At 63.0% G+C, this 15,151-nt stretch carries 15 protein-coding genes; 9 read left to right on the forward strand and 6 right to left on the reverse strand.

Annotated elements, in window-relative coordinates:
- The first annotated feature begins 42 nt into the window (after positions 1-42).
- The 6 genes from AB8717_RS07890 to AB8717_RS07915 all read left to right on the forward strand — a co-directional run bounded on the left by AB8717_RS07890 (position 43) and on the right by AB8717_RS07915 (position 5,943).
- Positions 43-480 carry a phasin family protein gene (locus tag AB8717_RS07890; RefSeq protein WP_443750481.1) on the forward strand — a complete coding sequence of 146 codons (438 nt, stop codon included), beginning with the start codon at positions 43-45 and terminating at the stop codon, positions 478-480.
- A 598-nt stretch (positions 481-1,078) separates the two neighbouring features.
- A complete protein-coding gene (gene clpS / locus AB8717_RS07895; RefSeq protein WP_443750482.1) occupies positions 1,079-1,429 on the forward strand; it encodes an ATP-dependent Clp protease adapter ClpS in 351 nt (116 codons plus the stop codon).
- Between the two features lie 202 nt (positions 1,430-1,631).
- Positions 1,632-3,959, forward strand: a complete 2,328-nt coding sequence (gene clpA, locus AB8717_RS07900) for an ATP-dependent Clp protease ATP-binding subunit ClpA (RefSeq protein ID WP_443750483.1) — start codon at positions 1,632-1,634, stop codon at positions 3,957-3,959.
- A 151-nt stretch (positions 3,960-4,110) separates the two neighbouring features.
- Positions 4,111-4,608 carry a hypothetical protein gene (locus AB8717_RS07905; protein ID WP_443750484.1) on the forward strand — a complete coding sequence of 166 codons (498 nt, stop codon included), beginning with the start codon at positions 4,111-4,113 and terminating at the stop codon, positions 4,606-4,608.
- An 8-nt stretch (positions 4,609-4,616) separates the two neighbouring features.
- On the forward strand, positions 4,617-4,868 hold the full coding sequence (locus tag AB8717_RS07910) for a hypothetical protein (protein WP_443750485.1): 252 nt from the start codon (positions 4,617-4,619) through the stop codon (positions 4,866-4,868).
- A gap of 61 nt (positions 4,869-4,929) precedes the next feature.
- A complete protein-coding gene (locus AB8717_RS07915; protein ID WP_443750486.1) occupies positions 4,930-5,943 on the forward strand; it encodes an LLM class flavin-dependent oxidoreductase in 1,014 nt (337 codons plus the stop codon).
- A 183-nt stretch (positions 5,944-6,126) separates the two neighbouring features.
- Here AB8717_RS07915 and AB8717_RS07920 read toward each other — a convergent pair whose 3' ends face one another.
- From AB8717_RS07920 to AB8717_RS07930, 3 genes are all read right to left on the reverse strand, one after another.
- Positions 6,127-8,265, reverse strand: a complete 2,139-nt coding sequence (locus AB8717_RS07920; protein ID WP_443750487.1) for an EAL domain-containing protein — start codon at positions 8,263-8,265, stop codon at positions 6,127-6,129.
- A gap of 131 nt (positions 8,266-8,396) precedes the next feature.
- The gene (locus AB8717_RS07925; RefSeq protein WP_443750488.1) at positions 8,397-9,017 is read right to left on the reverse strand and encodes a histidine phosphatase family protein; all 621 of its coding nucleotides are present in this window, start codon (positions 9,015-9,017) and stop codon (positions 8,397-8,399) included.
- A gap of 138 nt (positions 9,018-9,155) precedes the next feature.
- Positions 9,156-9,584, reverse strand: coding sequence for an HIT family protein (locus AB8717_RS07930; protein ID WP_443750489.1), 429 nt, complete (start codon positions 9,582-9,584; stop codon positions 9,156-9,158).
- 186 nt (positions 9,585-9,770) lie between these two features.
- On the opposite strand from AB8717_RS07930, the gene AB8717_RS07935 reads away from it, so the two are divergent.
- Genes AB8717_RS07935 through AB8717_RS07945 form a run of 3 tightly spaced genes read left to right on the forward strand, consistent with a single transcriptional unit; the run spans position 9,771 to position 12,195 of the window.
- Positions 9,771-10,778 (forward strand): RluA family pseudouridine synthase, encoded by a 1,008-nt coding sequence (locus tag AB8717_RS07935; protein WP_443750490.1) that lies wholly within the window; start codon positions 9,771-9,773, stop codon positions 10,776-10,778.
- A complete protein-coding gene (locus tag AB8717_RS07940) occupies positions 10,775-11,452 on the forward strand; it encodes an HAD-IA family hydrolase (protein WP_443750491.1) in 678 nt (225 codons plus the stop codon). The genes AB8717_RS07935 and AB8717_RS07940 overlap by 4 nt, the downstream gene beginning before the upstream one ends.
- A complete protein-coding gene (locus AB8717_RS07945; RefSeq protein WP_443750492.1) occupies positions 11,449-12,195 on the forward strand; it encodes an ATP12 family chaperone protein in 747 nt (248 codons plus the stop codon). The genes AB8717_RS07940 and AB8717_RS07945 overlap by 4 nt, the downstream gene beginning before the upstream one ends.
- On the opposite strand, the gene AB8717_RS07950 is transcribed toward AB8717_RS07945, so the two are convergent.
- The 3 genes from AB8717_RS07950 to AB8717_RS07960 are packed head-to-tail and all read right to left on the reverse strand — an operon-like array spanning position 12,179 to position 15,125.
- The gene (locus AB8717_RS07950) at positions 12,179-12,511 is read right to left on the reverse strand and encodes an Mpo1-like protein (RefSeq protein WP_443750493.1); all 333 of its coding nucleotides are present in this window, start codon (positions 12,509-12,511) and stop codon (positions 12,179-12,181) included. The genes AB8717_RS07945 and AB8717_RS07950 overlap by 17 nt on opposite strands.
- Positions 12,512-12,542: 31 nt before the next feature.
- The gene (locus AB8717_RS07955; RefSeq protein ID WP_443750494.1) at positions 12,543-13,691 is read right to left on the reverse strand and encodes a GNAT family N-acetyltransferase; all 1,149 of its coding nucleotides are present in this window, start codon (positions 13,689-13,691) and stop codon (positions 12,543-12,545) included.
- Between the two features lie 30 nt (positions 13,692-13,721).
- Entirely contained in the window at positions 13,722-15,125 is a 1,404-nt protein-coding gene (locus AB8717_RS07960; RefSeq protein ID WP_443750495.1) for a M20/M25/M40 family metallo-hydrolase, read from the reverse strand.
- Positions 15,126-15,151: the final 26 nt, after the last annotated feature.

A 15,151-nucleotide genomic window follows, 5' to 3' on the forward strand; every position in this document is an offset into this window, starting at 1 on the left:
CCGGTCCAGTATCGTACCGACAATCCGAAAAGGAGTTATGCTATGGAAACGGGCGAAGATACCATCAAGTCGACGGTCGAGCGCATGTCTCAGGCCGGCAACCAGGCGTTCAAGGATTCGGTCGAGAAGACCCTGAGCGCGCTCAACGAAGTCAACACCCTGTCGAAGGGCAATGTCGAAGCCGTCGTCGAAAGCCTGACCGCCGCCACCAAGGGCGCGGAAACGGTCGGCGCCCAGGCGCTCGCCTATTCGAAGAAGAACTGGGAAGAAGCCGTCACGGCTGCAAAGACCCTGTCCACCGCCAAGAGCGTCCAGGAAGTCATCGAGCTGCAGTCGACCTACGCCAAGTCGGCGATGGAAGCCTATGTGGCCGAAGTCAACCAACTGACGCAGACCCTGTCGGCCTCGTTCAAGGACACCTTCAAGCCGATCAACACGCGCGTCACCGCCGCGGTCGAGAAGTTCCAGTCCTACCGCTAAACACGGCTCCGTTCACGGAGCAAAATGAAGAAGGCCCCGGATAGGCGTCCGGGGCCTTTTTTGTGTGTTCAGGGCACGGTTCTCCTCCCCATCGCAAGATGAGGAGGTGTCGGCGCAGCTGACGGAGGGGGCGAAGCTAAAGGAAGAAGACCTGCTTCTACAGCGATGACCCCTCCACCGTTTCGGGGTGAGCGCAGCCGACGTATAGCGTCGGCAAGCGCAAGTCCCCATCTTTCGATGGGGAGGAGACGTTCGCGCCGAGCTGGGCGGGACAAGAGAAACGGCCAACTTCTCCCCAGCCGCACGAACGGCGTCCCTTGCTTTTCTCTCGCGGCGCACCATCTGTGTCCTGTCCCGGCACGTCCATGACATTTGCGATAAGAAACTGTGATCGTATGTTTGTGGATTTCGTGCATTTCCCCCTTAACAGGTTGCAGCTTTGGGATATCTTGTACTTTGCATGCAACGGCCTATCTAGGATTCAGGCCCCCGGGACGCCGGGGAAACCGGTCCAGGACGGCCACGATAAATGAGGTGTCTATTGTTGCTGGATTTGCGATCTGCAGACGCGTCCGACGACGTATACGGTAAGACGGTAATGAGTTCCGACGGCATCAAAGCCGCCGACAAGGGCGCGGGCACGACCCGGCCGGCAGGGGCGCCCCTGGCGGTGGTCGAAGCCAAGCCCAAGCCGCAAAAGCCGTCCCTGTACCGCGTTCTTATCCTGAACGACGACTACACCCCGATGGAATTCGTGGTCTACGTTCTGGAGCGCTTCTTCAACAAGTCGCGCGAGGACGCAACCCGCGTCATGCTGCACGTCCATCAGACGGGCGTCGGCGTCTGCGGGGTCTATACCTACGAGGTTGCGGAAACGAAAGTTGCGCAAGTTGTAGACATGGCCCGCAGGCATCAGCACCCGCTCCAGTGCACCATGGAGAAGGATTAACCATTATTCGCCAGGCGGGCGATTTTGTTAATCCTTCGGTGACGAAACGGGGCGGAAGATGCGGGCAGACACAAGTTTTATAACGGCCAGGTTCAGGTCGGGTTCAGCTTGAAGGCGTAAGAATCCCTCCTAAACCTCAAGTTAGAGGTTTTGATCTAGTGTACCGAGCAATCGGGTAGGTTTGAGGTTTCAGGAGGTTCTCATGCCGTCATTTTCCAGCGCCTTAGAAGAGACCCTGCATCGCGCAGTCGGTCACGCCAACGCGCATCACCACGAATACGCCACGTTGGAGCACCTCCTGCTCGCCCTCATCGACGACGTCGATGCGGCTGCGGTAATGAGTGCCTGCAATGTCGACCTGACCAAGCTGCGCGCGGCGCTCGACGCCTATATCGAGACCGACCTGAAATCGCTGGTCGAGCCTTCGTCGGAAGAAGCCAAGCCCACGGCCGGCTTCCAGCGCGTCATCCAGCGCGCCGTCATCCACGTCCAGTCGTCGGGTCGTGACGAGGTTACCGGCGCCAACGTCCTGGTCGCTATCTTCTCCGAACGCGAATCGCACGCCGCCTTCTTCCTGCAGGAGCAGGAAATGACGCGCTACGACGCCGTCAACTACATCGCCCACGGCATCGCCAAGAAGCCCGGCGCGTCCGAACAACGCCCGGTCCGCGGCGCCACGGAAGACAGCCCGTCGTCCAGCGGTGGCTCCGACGAAAAAGCCAAGGGCGGCTCGACCGATGCGCTCGCCGCCTACTGCGTCGACCTCAATGAAAAGTCGCGCCACGGCAAGGTGGATCCGCTCATCGGCCGTGCGGCCGAAGTCGAGCGCGCCATCCAGATCCTGTGCCGCCGTACCAAGAACAACCCGCTGCTGGTTGGCGACCCCGGCGTCGGCAAGACCGCCATTGCCGAAGGTCTTGCCAAGAAGATCGTCGACGGCGAGGTCCCCGAAGTCCTGGCCGGCGCCACCATCTACTCGCTCGACATGGGCACGCTTCTGGCCGGTACCCGCTATCGCGGCGACTTCGAAGAACGCGTCAAGCAGGTCGTCAAGGAACTGGAAGCTCATCCGAACGCCGTGCTGTTCATCGATGAAATCCATACGGTGATCGGCGCCGGCGCGACCTCGGGCGGCGCCATGGACGCGTCGAACCTGCTGAAACCTGCGCTCGCCGCCGGTTCCCTGCGCTGCATGGGCTCGACGACGTACAAGGAATACCGCCAGCACTTCGAGAAGGACCGCGCGCTCGTCCGCCGCTTCCAGAAGATCGACGTCAACGAGCCCACGCTCGACGACACGATCAAGATTCTGAAGGGCCTCAAGCCGTACTACGAGACCTTCCACCACCTGAAGTACACCGACGCCGCCATCAAGACGGCCGTCGAGCTGTCGGCCCGCTACATCACCGACCGCAAGTTGCCCGACAAGGCGATCGACGTGATCGACGAAGCCGGCGCGCTGCAGATGGTCCTGCCGGAAGGCAAGCGTAAGAAGGTCATCGGCCCCAAGGAGATCGAATACGTGATCTCCAAGATCGCCCGCGTCCCGTCGAAGTCGGTTTCCCGCGACGACACCCAGGCGCTGCGCGACCTCAAGACCGACCTGCAACGCGTGGTCTTCGGCCAGGACGAAGCTATCGAACAGCTGTCGACCGCGATCAAGCTGGCCCGCGCCGGCCTGCGCGATCCGCAGAAGCCGATCGGCTGCTACCTGTTCTCGGGTCCGACCGGGGTCGGCAAAACCGAAGTCGCCAAGCAACTGGCCGCGACCATGGGGATCGACCTCCTGCGCTTCGACATGTCGGAGTACATGGAACGCCACACGGTCTCGCGTCTGATCGGCGCGCCTCCGGGCTATGTCGGCCACGACCAGGGCGGCCTGCTGACCGACGCTGTCGACCAACAGCCCCACGCCATCGTGCTGCTCGACGAAATCGAGAAGGCGCACCAGGACATCTACAACATCCTGCTGCAGGTCATGGACCATGGCCAGCTGACGGATGCCGTGGGTAAAAAGGTCGACTTCCGCAACGTCGTGCTGATCATGACGACCAATGCCGGCGCGTCGGACAATCAGAAGAACTCGATCGGCTTCGGCCGCGAGAAGGTCACGGGCGAGGACGAACAGGCCATCAAGCGTCTGTTCACCCCGGAATTCCGCAACCGTCTCGACGCCATCGTGACCTTCCGCCAGCTCAAGCCCGAAGTCATCGGCCTGGTCGTGCAGAAGTTCATCATGCAGCTGGAAATGCAGCTGGCCGACCGCAACATCACGATCGAGCTGACCGAGGACGCCGCCAAGTGGCTGTCCGAAAACGGCTACGACGAACTGTATGGCGCCCGCCCGCTGGCGCGCGTCATCCAGGAAAACATCAAGAAGCCGCTGGCCGACGAGATCCTGTTCGGCAAGCTGGTCCGCGGTGGCCATATCCTGGTCAAGCTGACCGACGGCAAGATCGCCTTCGACATCACGCCCGCGACCAAGGGCGGTGCCGACAAGGCGGGCTCCAAGGCCGAAGCGGTCGACTAAGGCCAGGGGGCGAGCCCCCTGGACCCGGATACGCTACGGTGTTTTCGGAGTTCACGGAACACAGGGCCTCGGGGTGCGAACCCCGGGGCTTTTTGTTTGGGGTTGTTTTCGTCGCCGCCTTGTCGCACCATGGGGCTAAGGGGAGGGGTACATGAAAATCGCAATCGCGGCCGCGATGGCCGCCGGGACTTTGCTGGCGCCGCTGTCAGCGTCTGCGCTCCAGCCGTGGGATTTCGGGCGCGTGGCCTATGGCAAGGAACTGCACCATCCGCCGAAATGGGGCCTGCACGTTCGTTGCGACAAGTATGACGGGGCCTGTACGTTCAAAGACGGCGACGGCATCGAATATACGACCTGGCCGACTTGGGACGACCAGATCGTCGAAAAGGTGATCACGCTCACGCCCCGACAACGCTATTTGCCGTTCGGCATCCAGCGCAATGACGATTGGCAGTCGGTTATCCGCAAGGCCGCGTCGAAGACCGGCCTGAAGTTCGAATGCCAGACCCACGCCGAAAACCAGTATGTCGATCCCGGCGAACGCTTCTGCGTGGCCGAAGTCGAGCCTAAATCCTCTGTAGCCCTGGAATTCGCGTTCGGTCGGGACGGCCGGCTGAAAACCATCAGCATCAGCACGCAATATACCTGAGACCGCCCATGTCCGAGTCCGTCTGGCAGATCCTGCACAGTCTGCTGTTTTTGGGCGTTTCCCTTGTCTTCCTGTTCATGGCGGTCCATGCATGGGTTACGGGCCGCATACTTGTGCGCGGGCAAGGCTGGCTGACGCGCCGGGAAGATCCGTTCGCCTTCCACTTTTACACCATACTCTTCACGCTTATCGGCGGGGCCTTCAGCCTGGGCGGGATCGTGTATGTCGCTGTCACCCTGCGGCGGGTATTCGGATTTTAAGCCCTGCATCTTTCAATCGTAACGGTGGGCATTACATAGGAGGCACTGCAAGAGGTGCCCCATGATTCCGTTTTCCATTCTCGACCTGTCGCAGATTTGCGAAGGCGCCACGGCGTCGGACGCGCTCAACAATTCCGCGCGCATGGCGAAGGCCGCCGAGGAAAAGGGTTATCACCGCTACTGGCTGGCCGAACACCATGGCATGCCGGGTATCGCTTCGGCGGCGACCTCGATCGTCATCGCCCACGTGGGACAGGCGACGAAGACCATCCGCGTCGGTTCCGGCGGCATCATGCTGCCCAACCATTCGCCCCTGGTCATCGCCGAACAGTTCGGCACGCTGGAGGCGCTCTTTCCCGGCCGCGTCGATCTGGGGCTGGGCCGCGCGCCGGGCACCGACATGATGACGGCCCGCGCCCTGCGTCGTAATCTCGATCACAGCGTCGACAGCTTCCCGCAAGATATCCTCGAACTCCAAGCCTATCTCGGCGCACCCGGCGAAGGCCAGCGCATACTGGCCGTGCCCGGCGCAAACAGCCACGTGCCGATCTGGCTTCTCGGCTCCAGCCTCTACAGCGCGCAACTGGCGGCGGCGCTGGGGCTACCCTATGCCTTCGCCTCGCACTTCGCGCCGGAACTTTTGTTCGAGGCCCTGCACATCTATCGCCGCGACTTCAAGCCCGGTGCGGTCGACAAGCCGCGCACCATGGTCGGCGTCATGGGCGTCGCCGCCGATACGGACGCCGAGGCCGAATTCCTGGCGACCTCGATGCAGATGTCCTTCGCCAACCTGCGCCGCAATGTGCGCAAGCCTTTCCCGGCGCCGTCCTGGGACGGCCTGGCCGAATTCACCCCGGACGAAACGGCCCTGGCCGGGCATATGCTGCGTTACGCCATGATCGGTTCGAAAGCGACGATCGACAAGAGCCTGGCCAACTTCCTGCAACAGACCGGGGCCGACGAACTGATCATTTCGATGCCGGTCCACGACGTCGAGGCGCGGCTCAAATCACTCGACATCTTCGCCAGCCTGCCGGCGATGAAGGCCGATGCGTCGGTTGCCGCAGTCGCGTAAGCCGGCGCCCCTCACTGAACATTTTTGACTTGGTTTCAATGTGGTCTTTTTTTTGCAGTTGCGATGTCGTAAGTCGCGATTGGCTAGGAATTTGTCCGTGTGAGGCTTAATCTTCTCCGGGTTGCCGCGGCACGGACAGATGCGTAGGGGGAGGATGTTGGCGCATCCTCCCTTAGTTTCTTTCTAGCCGGCCAGTTGGACGCGTTCGGTGCGATGATAGGGCGCGATCTCCGGCGCCGGCCGCCCGATCAGGAAGCCTTGCGCTTCATGGCAGTTCAGCGCCTTCAACGCCTCCATCTGCGCTTCGGTCTCGACCCCTTCGGCGGTAATGCGCACGCCAAGCGACTGGGCCATGTCGGTAATGGCGCGCACGATCGACAGGGCGTTCTTGTCCTGCGTCAGGTCGCGGATGAAGCTGCGGTCGATCTTGATCTTGTCGAACGGGAAGGTGCGCAGGTAGCTGAGCGACGAATAGCCTGTGCCGAAATCGTCCATGGCGATGCGGACGCCAAGGGCGCGGATGTCGTTGAGGACCTGCAGGTTGTGCTTCACGTCCGACAGGATGACGCTTTCGGTGATTTCCAGCTCCAGCCGGCGCGCATTGAGCCCTGAGCTTTTCAGCGCCTTCCTGACCAGGTTGACCAGCGACCGGTTGCGGAACTGCACGGGTGAGATGTTGACCGCCACGCGCCAGTCGGCGGGCCAGGCCGCGGCGGCCTTGCAGGCAGCCTTCAGCACCCATTCCCCGATCGGCACGATCAGGCCGGTTTCCTCGGCCAGGGGGATGAAGTCGAGTGGTGAAACCAGGCCGCGTACGGGATGGCGCCAGCGCAGCAGGGTCTCGAACGAGACGATGGCGTTGTTGCCCAGGTCCAGCAAGGGCTGGAAGAACAGTTCGAACTCGCCGTTCTTCAAGGCACTGCGCAGGTCCTGTTCCAGCGCCATGCGGCGGTGCAGTTCCTCGTCCATCTCGGGCTGATAGACACACCAGCCCTGGCCTTCGGCCTTGGCGCGATACATGGCCATATCGGCCCGCGACAGGAGATTGTTGCCGTCCAGTCCGTCGTCGGGCGCCAGGGCGATACCCACCGATACGCCGACCTCGACGCGAGCGCCGTTGATGACAAAGGGCGCCTTCATTGCGTCGACGATGCGGCCGGCCAGGTGGCGGGCGTCGTCGGGATGATGGATGTCCTGGATGATGGCGAATTCGTCGCCGCCCATACGCGCGATGACGTCGCCCTTGCGCGCGCACTTTTTCAGGCGGCGGGCGACCTCGGTCAGCAACTGGTCGCCGGCCATGTGGCCCAGCGTGTCGTTGACCGCCTTGAAGCGGTCGAGGTCCAGGCACATCAGGGCGATGCGGCCAGGATTGCGCTGGACGCGGCTTAAGCAGCGCTCGACCTCGGTGGTGAACAGCGTGCGGTTGGCCAGGCCGGTGAGGGGATCATAATGCGCCAGCCGGGCGATCTGCGCCTCGGCCTGTTTCTGCTCGGTCATGTCGACCGCCAGGGTGATGATCGAATCCGCCTCGCCCGTCGGGGTGCGCAGGACGGCCTTCTTCAGCTGGACGACGCGTTCGGCGCCGGCGTGGTCGGTAAAGCGGCCTTCCTCGAAGACCAGTGGCTTGTCGCTTTGCAGCGCCTTGCGGTCGTAGCTTTCCAGCACGCTGGCGATTTCGGGGGCGAACAGTTCGTGCGTCGTCCGGCCGAGCAGGTCGTTGGCCGGCCGGCCCAGCAAGCTTTCACCGGCCTGGTTGACCAGCACGACCTTCTGGTCGGCGGCATTCTTGACCAGCACCATGCCCGGAATGTTCTGCACGACCATGTTGAGGAAGGCCTGGCTGCGCTGGGCGTCGGTGGTCAGCTGCATCAGGTCGTCGGTCAGCTTTTGCTGGATGTCCAGGCTGTCCGAAAGATCGAGGCCGATGGCCTTGAGCACGATGAGCGACGTGCCGACGCCGGCATAGCAGCCGGCTTCGGTGGCGACGAAGCCGCGCATGAGCTGCGACGGCCGGTCCTGCAGCGTCGTGACCGTGAAGTCGCGCAGCGGCGTCGTCACGTCGACCATCAGCGGGCAGTCGTCCATCATGGTGGTGACGGGCTTGTTGCCGAACAGGGCGCGGCCGTACTGTGCGGCCATGCGCAGGTTGAAGGCTTGGCGTTCGACCAGGCCCAGCACCGTACCGCCGGCGTCGACGACCGCCAGGACCATCAGGTCGGGATTGTCGCGGAACAGGTCGTAGACTTCGGCGTTGCTTTGGTTGGGGGGAACGGGGGCCAACGGATCAGTGATATCCGCGATACGCAACGCCTTTTGCATGCCAAGCCCCAATTTGCACCAGCGCCTGTGTTGCGCTGCAGCGAGGTTTAGCCGGGCAGGGTAAATCCGGGCTTAATTTTAAAATAGAATCTTGTTATTTTTCAATGCATTGTCCGGGTGCGGACGAAATTTCAGATCCGTCCCATGGTGGTTTGTGCATTGTAGACCTGCGGGATGGGCGCATTGTCCGGATCGAGCGCGACCATCCGCCAGCCTTCGTTGACCTGTTCGAAACGCACCGGCGCCGCATTGGGGCTGGACCACATTTCGTCTATATATTTCCGTGAGATAGCCCGGAACGGGATACCGTGGCAGACGAACAGGCAGGTGCCTGTTTTGCGGTAGTCCTCGACGCAGGTAAAGACGCGATCGATGACGTCGGGCAGGCGTTCGGCGTTCCACGGATAGTGTTTCCCGTCGATATCGGCTTCCGGGTTCATGTGTTCGCGCATTTCTTCGCGGTGCACATGGACTTCGTCGATCGTCATGCCTTCGAACTGGCCGAAATTGCGCTCGGTCAGGCGCGGATCGATTTCGGGCGCAAGGTTCAGCGCTTTGCCCACAAGTTGCGCCGTCTCCATGGCGCGCGACAGCGGGCTGACGATGATGCGATCTATACCGTGGCCCGTCAGGACCTCACCGGCGTGGCGGGCCTGCTGCCGGCCGGTGTCGTTGAGCGCGATGTCCGTGGACCCTTGCAGCCGGGCTTCGAGGTTCCAGTCGGTCTGGCCATGGCGAAGGACGAAGAACATATCGGTTTCCTTTATGCCGCAAGCCCCGTGGGTGTGCGGTAGACCAAGTCCCCAATGGTGGCAATCTTGAAGGGAAGATTCTGGGAAGAAAGCGTTTCGCCCGCCCTATAAATGGGGAGGGCGCAGGGTATCTTGTTTCTATAACTTCGCCCGGATCTGCGCCGCCAGGGCGTTGAGCTCATTGATATCGGCCATGCCACCGGCGTGGCGAGCCAAAGGCTGATCGTCCCACATCGGCAGGATGTGGAAATGGATATGATAGACGGTCTGGCCGGCGGCCTCGCCGTTGAACTGCATGATGCGCACGCCATCGGGCGAAAGCGCGTCGCGAACCGCGCGGGCGACGCGCTGGGTCTGCACGATCAGGGTTTGCAGGTCGCCCGGCGCGATATCGAACAGGTTGCAGGCATCGGCCTTCGGGATGACCAGGGTATGGCCTTTCGACTGCGGGAAGGCGTCCATGAAGGCGAACGTCCGGTCGTCTTCATAGACCTTGGCCGAGGGAATGGCGCCGCTCAGGATCTTGGCGAAGATGTTCTGGGAATCGTAATCTACAAGGAGGCTCATGGCGTGATCCTGGCTTATTTCGCAAGACTCGCGGTTTAAAGGACTATCCGTAACCCGCCAAGAGGGGTAATACCCGCCCATGTCTATCAATAGTGTTCTGGTCATGCCGGGTAACGCGCTCGGCCTGGTGTCCAGCCTTTCGAGGTCCCGCGGGCGGCCGCCAATCATCATGCGAAAGGTCGCGGCATGAGCAAGGAAGTCAAAACCCTCTACGTCACCGAAGGCGAGGACGGCGTCCGCGTCGACCGCTTCTTCAAGCGCCGCTGGCCGCACATCAACCACGTGCAACTGAACAAGCTGCTGCGCTCTGGCCAGGTCCGCGTCGATGGCAGCCGCGTCAAGGCCGATACGCGCCTGACGACCGGTGCCACGGTGCGCGTGCCGCCGCTGCCCGACGCGCCCTCCGAAGACCAGCAGAAGCGCGATCGGGCGACCCTGTCGCCGCAGGAAATCAAATACGCCCGCTCGCTGGTCATCTACGAGGACGAGGACGTCATCGCCATCAACAAACCGTCGGGCCTGGCGGTGCAGGGCGGCACCAAGACCAAGAACCATATCGACCGGCTGCTGTCGGCGTGGGGCGAGGGGCTGGAACGCCCGCGCCTGGTCCACCGCCTCGACCGCGACACCTCGGGCGTGCTGCTGCTCGGCAAGTCGCCGGCCGCCGCCGCGCGCCTGGCCGGAGCGTTCGCCAAGCGCCGCGCCAGCAAGACCTATTGGGCGCTGGTCGTCGGCAACCCCAAGCCGGAAGAGGGCTATATCGATACGCCCCTGGTCAAGAAGGGCTTCCATGACCGCGAAATCGTCCAGCCGGCCGATATCAAGGAGCCGGGCGCCGAAGCGGCCGAAACCGAATACGTCACCATCGGCCGCGCCGGTCCGCGCGTCGCCTGGATGGGCCTGCGTCCGCACACCGGCCGCACCCACCAGCTGCGCGCCCATATGCAGGCCATCGGCCATTCGATCCTGGGTGACCCCAAGTACGGCAACGACGCCAGCCGCGACCTGTCCGAAGGCCTGGGGCTGCAACTGCATCACCGCCGCATCGAGCTGCCGCACCCGAGCCAGGGCACGCTGATCGTCGAGGCGCCGCTCGATCCGGTGATCAAGGCGGGCTTCGACCGCTTCGGCTTCGATATCCACGATGCCGAGGCCGATCCGTTCGTGCGCGTCAGCAAGAAGAGCCGCCGATGAGTTTGAAGCTGGTCGTCTGGGATGTCGACGGCACGCTGGTCGACAGCCGTGCCTCGATCTTCAAGGCCTTGCAGGAAGCCGCCGTCACGGTAGGGCTGGACGCGCCGACCTACGACGAAGTCCGCCAGATCGTCGGCCTGTCGCTGCTCGAAGCCGTGCGCCACATGCGCCCCGACCTGGCGCCCGATCGTGCGGAAGCCTATGCCAGCGCCTACAAGCAAGCCTTTATCCGCATGCACGGCGATCCCGACTTTCATGAGCCGCTCTATCCGGGCGCCGAGGAGACCCTGCGCCGCCTGAAGCGCGACGGCTGGCTGATCGGCATGGCGACGGGCAAGTCGCGCCGCGGCATCGAGCGCAATACCGAGGTCTATGGCTGGGGCGATGTCTTCGACACCAGCTTCTGCGCCGACGACGGCCCGTCCAAGCCGCATCCGCACATGCTGGATTGCAACATGGTGGCGCTGGGCGTCGACGCGCACCAGACCGTCATGATCGGCGACACGACGCACGACATCCATATGGGACGCGCGGCCAAGGTGCGGACGATCGGCGTGTCCTGGGGCTTTCACACGGTCGAGGAATTGCAGGCGGCGGGCGCCGACGTGATCGTCCACGATTTCAACCAGTTGAACGCGGCGCTCGACGCCTTCGTTCTTGAGAATATGCTATGACTTACAAGGCCGAAGCCCCCACGAAGAAGAGCGACCAGCTGGGCTATCGCCCGGCGCGGTTCTGGAAAGCCGCTGGCGTCTCCGAAGCCGAAGGCGGTTTTGCGGTCGAGCTCGACGGACGCGGCGTGAAGACGCCGCAAGGCCGCGCTTTGGTGTTGCCGACCAAGGCCCTGGCCGAGCGTGTCGCCGCCGAGTGGGACGCGGTCGGTGAGCACGTCAATTACGAGGACATGCCGCTGACGCGCCTGGGCTTCGCCGCCGTCGACCGCATGAAAGACGTGGTCGAAGAGACGGTGGCCGAGGTCCTGCGCTACGCCGAAACCGACCTGGTCTGCTATCCGTCGGAATATCCGGCGGCGTTGATCGCGCGCGAAGACGAGGCCTGGCTGCCGCTGATTGCCTGGACGAAGGACGAACTGGGCCTCGAATTCCACCAGAACAGGACGCTGATCCACCAGAAGCAGCCGGCGGAAACGCCGGTCAAGCTGCGGGCGATTGTCGAAGAGGCGACGTCTTACGAGCGCGCGGGCCTGATGTCGGCCATTCCCCTGTTCGGGTCGGTCGTGCTGGCATTGGCCGTATGGCGCGGGTGTCTGACGGGCGAGCTGGCCTTTGCGGCGTCGCGCGTCGGTGAGACCTTCCAGGCCGAGACCTGGGGCCGTGACGAAGAGGCTGCGCAACGCGCCGCCAATATGGAAGTCCAGGCGAAGAGCCTTGATGCCTGGTTCAGCGCGCTGATTTAGCGGCCGCGCGACGCTTGTTCAGCCGGCCGGTCAGCCACAGGGCGAACATGTGATAGTCGCCGAGGAACGACCAAAGGGGATATTTGAACGTCGCGGGCTTGTTGTGCTCAACGAAAAAATGGGCGATCCAGGCAAAGCCGTAGCCTGAGACCAGGCCGGCCGGAATCCACAGGAGGTTTGCGGTCGTAACGGTGAGGATCAGCGCCGATATCCCGCACGCCGAGCCGCAATAGTGCAGGGCGCGTGTCAGCGGCTTTTCGTGTTCCGAAAGGTAGAAGTCGAAGAAGGCCGAATAGGTCGTGTAGCGCTCTGCCATGTTCCTGTCCTTTGGGAACAGTTTTAGCAGCTTAGCCGCCCTTTTTGAACGGCGACGCTTCGGCGGCCAGTTCGACCATGTTCTCCGCCACCGCTTCGCGTTCGCGCGCCAGATAGTCTGCGACCGGACGCCTTAGACGCGCGTCGCGGATATAGTGCGCCGAATAGACCGGATGGGGCAGGTATCCGCGCGACAGCTTGTGCTCGCCCTGCGTCCCGGCCTCGACGCGCTTGAGGCCCGTGGCAATGGCGTAGTCGATGGCCTGGTAGTAGCAGACCTCGAAATGCAGGAAGGGTACGTCGACCAGGGCGCCCCACTGCCGCCCGTACAGCACGCCGTCGCCGGTGAAATTGATGGCGCCGGCCACCGCGCGGCCGGCCTCATAGGCAAACACAAGCACGATACGGTCGCGCATGGTTTCGGCGATGCGCGAGAAAAAGGCGCGTGTCAGGTACGGCTTGCCCGTGCCCCACTTGCGGGCATAGGTGTCGGCGATAAAGGCGTACATGTCGTCGAGATGGCGTTCCTCGATATCGTTGCCGGTCACCACTTTGAAATCGAGCTGGGCCTGCACGTCTCGGCGTTCGCGCCGAATGACTTTGCGGCGGTTGGACGACAGCTGCGCCAGAAAATCGTCGAACGACTGATAGCCCGGATTGTCGAACCAGAACTGCTGGTCCTGACGCAGCAGCAGGCCGCAATCGCCCATCAGCCGCCAGTCGTCCTCCGCAGGGAAGTTGATGTGCAGCGACGACAGCGTGTTGCCGTCGCATACCTTGACCGCGGCCTCGACCAGCGCACGCCGTGTCGCCGCATCCTTTGCCAGCAGCCGCGCGCCGGTCACCGGGGTGAACGGCACCGCCGACAGAAGCTTGGGATAATAGTCGCCGCCGGCGTCTTCGTAGGCGCGCGCCCAGGCATGGTCGAAGACATATTCGCCCATCGAATGGTATTTGACGTAGAGCGGCAGGATGCCCGTGACCGCTTCGCCTTCGCGCAACGCCAGGTGCGTCGTCTGCCAGCCCGAGCGCGCATCGACCGAGCGGCTGGCCTCGAGCGCATGCAGGAAGTCGTATGACGTAAAGGGATTGGCGTCGGGGCGCACGGCCTCCCAGGCGTCACGGCCGATGTCGGCGATGGCGGAATGAAGGGTTACGGAAAGGGGCGTCATATCGTCCATATAGGGCGCTTTCCGTATTGCGCTACAGGATTACCGGTCAGCCAGGCGTTTCACCAGCTTATACTGGAAGCGGCGGCCGTCCATCAGGGACTGCACGCCGATGCGTTCGTTAAGGCCGTGGACATTGCCGTTGTCGGGATCGATGAAATAGCCGGTCAGGCCATAGGTCGGGATGCCCACGGCTGACAGGTAAATTCCGTCGGTCGCGCCGGTGGACATGAAGGGGACGACAGGAATGCCGGGATAGATTTCGGCGGTCGTGGCCTGGATGGACCTGAGCAGGTCGGCGCCCAGCTGGGGCGCGGGTGTGGCGGGGCTGCGAGGTTCCCGGATCGTGACGGCGACGCGCGCATCGTCGATCGTCTTTACCAGGGCATCGCGCACGTCTTCGACCTTGCTGCCCGGGAACATGCGGCAATTGACATTGGCGGTGACCCGTTGGGGCAGGGCGTTGAGCGCATGGCCGCCGTCGATCAGGGTCGCGACGCAGGTGGTGCGCAGCAGCGAATGCCATAACTTGTCCTTCGACAGGACGGCGTCGGCGGCGGCATCGCCGGGGTTGGCGACGATGGCGCGCATGGCGGCGGCGGTTTCGGGGTCCTTCAGCTTGGCGGTCTCGGTGAAATAGCCGCGCGTGGCATCGTTGAGCTGGGCCGGGAATTCGAGTTTGGACACCTTGCCCAGCGCCGTGGCCATCTCGTAGATCGCATTGTCGGGTACAGGCTGCGAGGAGTGTCCCCCTGGATTCGTCGTCACCAGGGTAAAGTCCTGGTAGACCTTTTCGGCGGCCTCGATATTGAACGAGATGCGCTTGCCGTCCTTGTCGAGGACGCCCGACGCGCCTTCGTTGAGCGCCAGTTCGGCGTCTATCCAGTCCTTGTGTTGTGTCGCCAGCCAGTTGGCGCCGTTGAACGCGCCTTCGGTCTCCTCACCGCAGGTCAGGGCCAGCCGGATCGTGCGTTTCGGGCGATAGCCTTCCTGTTTGTAGCGGATCATCAGGTCGGTGAAGACGGCGGCCATCGCCTTGTCGTCCGAGGTGCCGCGCCCGTAGAAATAGCCGCCTTCCTCGATGAGCGTGAAGGGATCGCGCGTCCAGTCCTCGCGCTTCGCCTCGACCACATCGATATGGGCCAGCAGCAGGATTGCCTTGGCCTTGGGATCGCTGCCGGGAAGCTGCGCCACCAGACCGCCGTCCTTGGGGTGGTCAGGCGTGGAAAAGAGGCGGACATCGGCGTCGCCATAGCCCCCCGCTTTCAAACGGGCGGCCATGCGTTCGGCCGCCAGTGTGCAACTGCCCGACGACAGCTCGGTATTGGTCTCGACCAGCTCTTTATAGAGCGCGCGGAACTGGGGCTCGCCGTCGCCGGAGCGGTCGGCGGCCAAAGCCGGGGAAGCGATAAGGAAGGCAGCGGAAACTGCGGCGAAAATACGCATGAACGGCCCTCACGACATGGATTTCC

The sequence above is a fragment of the Asticcacaulis solisilvae genome (assembly GCF_052327315.1).
Classification (GTDB): Bacteria; Pseudomonadota; Alphaproteobacteria; order Caulobacterales; family Caulobacteraceae; genus Asticcacaulis; species Asticcacaulis solisilvae_B.

Bases quoted from the DNA above. Each gene is read 5' to 3' on its own strand.
- AB8717_RS07890 (WP_443750481.1), top strand. From the start codon at position 43: ATGGAAACGGGCGAAGATACCATCAAGTCGACGGTCGAGCGCATGTCT.
- clpS (WP_443750482.1), top strand. From the start codon at position 1,079: ATGAGTTCCGACGGCATCAAAGCCGCCGACAAGGGCGCGGGCACGACC.
- clpA (WP_443750483.1), top strand. From the start codon at position 1,632: ATGCCGTCATTTTCCAGCGCCTTAGAAGAGACCCTGCATCGCGCAGTC.
- AB8717_RS07905 (WP_443750484.1), top strand. From the start codon at position 4,111: ATGAAAATCGCAATCGCGGCCGCGATGGCCGCCGGGACTTTGCTGGCG.
- AB8717_RS07910 (WP_443750485.1), top strand. From the start codon at position 4,617: ATGTCCGAGTCCGTCTGGCAGATCCTGCACAGTCTGCTGTTTTTGGGC.
- AB8717_RS07915 (WP_443750486.1), top strand. From the start codon at position 4,930: ATGATTCCGTTTTCCATTCTCGACCTGTCGCAGATTTGCGAAGGCGCC.
- AB8717_RS07920 (WP_443750487.1), bottom strand. From the start codon at position 8,265: ATGCAAAAGGCGTTGCGTATCGCGGATATCACTGATCCGTTGGCCCCC.
- AB8717_RS07925 (WP_443750488.1), bottom strand. From the start codon at position 9,017: ATGTTCTTCGTCCTTCGCCATGGCCAGACCGACTGGAACCTCGAAGCC.
- AB8717_RS07930 (WP_443750489.1), bottom strand. From the start codon at position 9,584: ATGAGCCTCCTTGTAGATTACGATTCCCAGAACATCTTCGCCAAGATC.
- AB8717_RS07935 (WP_443750490.1), top strand. From the start codon at position 9,771: ATGAGCAAGGAAGTCAAAACCCTCTACGTCACCGAAGGCGAGGACGGC.
- AB8717_RS07940 (WP_443750491.1), top strand. From the start codon at position 10,775: ATGAGTTTGAAGCTGGTCGTCTGGGATGTCGACGGCACGCTGGTCGAC.
- AB8717_RS07945 (WP_443750492.1), top strand. From the start codon at position 11,449: ATGACTTACAAGGCCGAAGCCCCCACGAAGAAGAGCGACCAGCTGGGC.
- AB8717_RS07950 (WP_443750493.1), bottom strand. From the start codon at position 12,511: ATGGCAGAGCGCTACACGACCTATTCGGCCTTCTTCGACTTCTACCTT.
- AB8717_RS07955 (WP_443750494.1), bottom strand. From the start codon at position 13,691: ATGGACGATATGACGCCCCTTTCCGTAACCCTTCATTCCGCCATCGCC.
- AB8717_RS07960 (WP_443750495.1), bottom strand. From the start codon at position 15,125: ATGCGTATTTTCGCCGCAGTTTCCGCTGCCTTCCTTATCGCTTCCCCG.